At 73.7% G+C, this 2,971-nt stretch carries 3 protein-coding genes; all 3 read right to left on the bottom strand.

Annotated elements, in window-relative coordinates:
- On the bottom strand, window positions 1-794 hold a 794-nt coding region (locus ACWEVO_RS34000; protein ID WP_452311516.1), incomplete at its 3' end, for a threonine aldolase family protein.
- Between the two features lies 1 nt (window position 795).
- Complete coding sequence (locus ACWEVO_RS33995) at window positions 796-2,202, bottom strand: class II 3-deoxy-7-phosphoheptulonate synthase (protein ID WP_452311515.1); 1,407 nt, start codon at window positions 2,200-2,202, stop codon at window positions 796-798.
- 103 nt (window positions 2,203-2,305) lie between these two features.
- Window positions 2,306-2,803, bottom strand: coding sequence for a hypothetical protein (locus tag ACWEVO_RS33990; RefSeq protein WP_452311514.1), 498 nt, complete (start codon window positions 2,801-2,803; stop codon window positions 2,306-2,308).
- Window positions 2,804-2,971: the final 168 nt, after the last annotated feature.

Raw genomic sequence — 2,971 nt, 5'->3', positions numbered from 1 at the left:
GGGTGCCGGCCACGGTGAAGAGTAGGTTGCCCAGCAGCGCCCCGCCCGAGAACACTCCCAGCACCAGGCCGAAGCCGGCCGGGTCGCCGAGCACCGACCTGCCGCATGCCGCCGCCCATCCGCTTGCGGACGAACCGGGCCCGGGCGATCTTCTCCGCGCTGCCCACCACCAGCGAGCCGACCGGCGCGCCGAGGCCCTTGGAGAGGCAGACCGACAGGGTGTCGAAGAGCGCGCCGTACTCGTGCAACGGGACGCCGTCGGCCACGTGCGCGTGCCAGATGCGGGCGCCGTCGCAGTGCAGGGCCAGCTCGTGGTCGTCGGCGATCCGGCGCAGCTCGCGCAGCGTCGGCAGCGGGATCACCCCACCGCCGCCCCGGTTGTGCGTCTGCTCGACGGCGATCGCCCGGGTCGGCACGGCGAAGTAGCCGTCGGGCCGGACCATCCCGGCCACCACGTCGGGGTCGATCTCCGCGCCGACCGCCGGCCAGGTCCGCGAGGAGATCCCGCCGTACGCGGCCGCCGCGCCGATCTCGTACGTGACGACGTGCGCGTCGGCGTCGCAGAGCAGCTCGTCCCCGGGCGGCACCAGCAGCTGGAGGGCGATCTGGTTGGCCATCGAGCCGGTCGGGGCGAAGAGCGCGGCCTCGTGCCCGAAGAGCCCGGCGACCTCGGCCTCCAGCGCCGCGACGGTGGGGTCCTCGCCGTACACGTCGTCGCCGACCTCGGCGGCGGCCATCGCCTCCCGCATCCCGGCGGTGGGCCGGGTCACGGTGTCGGAACGAAGATCGATCAGGTCAGCCACGCAACATCTCCGCAACCAGGAAGGCCAGCTCCAGCGACTGCTGGGTGTTCAGTCGCGGGTCGCAGGCGGTCTCGTACCGATCGGGCAGGTCGAGGTCCTCGATGCCCTGGGCGCCGCCGAGGCACTCGGTGACGTCCTCGCCGGTCAGTTCGACGTGCAGCCCGCCCGGGTGGGTCTCCAGGCCGCGGTGCACCTCGAAGTAGCCGAGCACCTCGTCGACGATCCGGTCGAAGTGCCGGGTCTTGTAGCCGTTCGAGGACTCGTGGGTGTTGCCGTGCATCGGGTCGCACTGCCAGACCACCTTGGCGCCGGCTGCGGTGACCTTGGCGACGATCGGCGGCAGGGCGTCCCGGACCCGGTGGTTGCCCATTCGGCTGATCAGGGTGAGCCGGCCGGGGACGTTGTCCGGGTTGAGCTTCTCGCACAGCTCGATGGCCTCGTCCGGGGTGGTGGTCGGGCCGAGCTTCACGCCGATCGGGTTGGCGAGCCGGGAGATGAAGTCGATGTGCGCGCCGTCGAGCTGCCGGGTGCGCTCACCGATCCAGAGGAAGTGCCCGGAGAGCCCGTACGCCCGGTTGTCGGAGATCCGGGTGAGCGCCCGGTCGTACTCCAGCGCAAGCGCCTCGTGGGAGCAGTAGAGGGTGACCGTCCGCAGGGCCTCCTCGTCGGTCATCCCGCAGGCCCGGATGAAGGCGATGGCCCGGTCGATCTCCCGGGCGATCGCCTCGTAGCGCTCGCCGGCCGGCGACTGCCGGACGAAGTCCTTGTTCCAGTCGTGCACCGCGTGCAGGTCGGCCAGCCCGCCGGCCAGGTACGCCCGCAGCATGTTCATGGCGGCGGCCGAGTTGGCGTACGCCCGGATCATGCGCTGCGGGTCGGCGACCCGCGCCTCCGGCGTGGCCTCCAGCGAATTGATCATGTCCCCGCGGTAGGCCGGGAGGCCGCGCGCGTCGGTCGGCAGCGACCGCGGCTTGGTGTACTGGCCGGCGACCCGGGCCACCTTCACCACCGGCAGGGACGCGCCGTAGGTCAGCACGATCGCCATCTGGAGCAGGGTGCGGGCGTTGGCCAGCAGGTGGCTCTCGGTGTTGTCGGCGAAGGTCTCCGCGCAGTCCCCGCCCTGGAGCAGGAAGGCCTTGCCCTCGCAGACCAGCGCGAGGCGCTGCCGGAGCTGGTCGACCTCGTACGGGGCGACCACCGAGGGCACGGTGTCGAGCACCTTGCAGACCTCGGCGACCCGGGCCGGGTCCGGCCAGGGCGGGGTCTGCGCGCGGGGCAGGTCCCGCCAGCGGTCCAGGCCGAGGGCCGCGTCCTCGGCGGAGTCGACGGTCGGACGGCTGGTCTGCAGGCTCGGGCTGCCCACCGCGGGGTGACTCAGTTGATGCCACTCATGGCGCATGACAGAAAGCGTACGGCGACCGCCGGGGCGACCTGCCGTCGAGGGGCACGGTTCCGGCCACTGGGAGACGCCCGCCACACCGCAGGTCAGCCCGGGTGCCGGGTCACGGGGTGGTGGCCGGCTCCGGGGTGTTGCCGCCCGGCGCCTCGCCCGCGATGCACCAGTCGGCCCCGCTGCGGGTGACGGTGAACAGCAGCGGCCGGGTGGCCTTGCGGCCGCCGGCGGCGACCGTCACGGCCGTGCTGACCTCCTGCCCGTGCGGGCCGGAGCGGACGTCGGTGATGGTGGCCTGCGGCACCGTGAAGTGGTCGGCGAAGTCGCCGTTCGGGCCGGTGGCGTCCGCGTCGAAGGCGGCCTGCGCGGGCGCGCAGAGCTGGCTGCGGCCGGCGTCGACGTCCTTGGCGGCCATCGCGTCGAGGTACGCCTGCACCCGTTCCCGGCTCTTGGCGGCGGCCTCCTCGGCCGGGGCCTTCTGTGGGGTGCCGGAGCCGGCGCCGCCGTCGGAGTCGTCCCCGCCGGTGAGGCCGCAGCCGGCCAGGGCGACCGGCAGGAGCGCGAGCAGGGCGACGCCGGTGGCCACCCTCGGGTGCGGCTGACCCATCGGTCCCTCCCATCGAGCCCGGGCATCGAGACGTGCCGAGCCGCGAGTGTGTCACATCGACCCGTACGCCGGTCGCCGGCCTCCCATCCTCACCCCGGACACCCCGTTGGCCGGGGCGGCACGCGGTGGCGGGACACGCGGGCGGGGAGGGGCCGGTGCGGCCCCTCC

The sequence above is a fragment of the Micromonospora sp. NPDC003776 genome, from assembly GCF_053605645.1.
The sequence above is the reverse complement of the archived record's forward strand: the minus strand, read 5'-3'. Positions and strand labels throughout refer to the sequence as shown.

Excerpts from the sequence above, each read along its gene's own strand:
- ACWEVO_RS33995 (WP_452311515.1), bottom strand. The coding sequence starts at position 2,202 with ATGCGCCATGAGTGGCATCAACTGAGTCACCCCGCGGTGGGCAGCCCG.
- ACWEVO_RS33990 (WP_452311514.1), bottom strand. The coding sequence starts at position 2,803 with ATGGGTCAGCCGCACCCGAGGGTGGCCACCGGCGTCGCCCTGCTCGCG.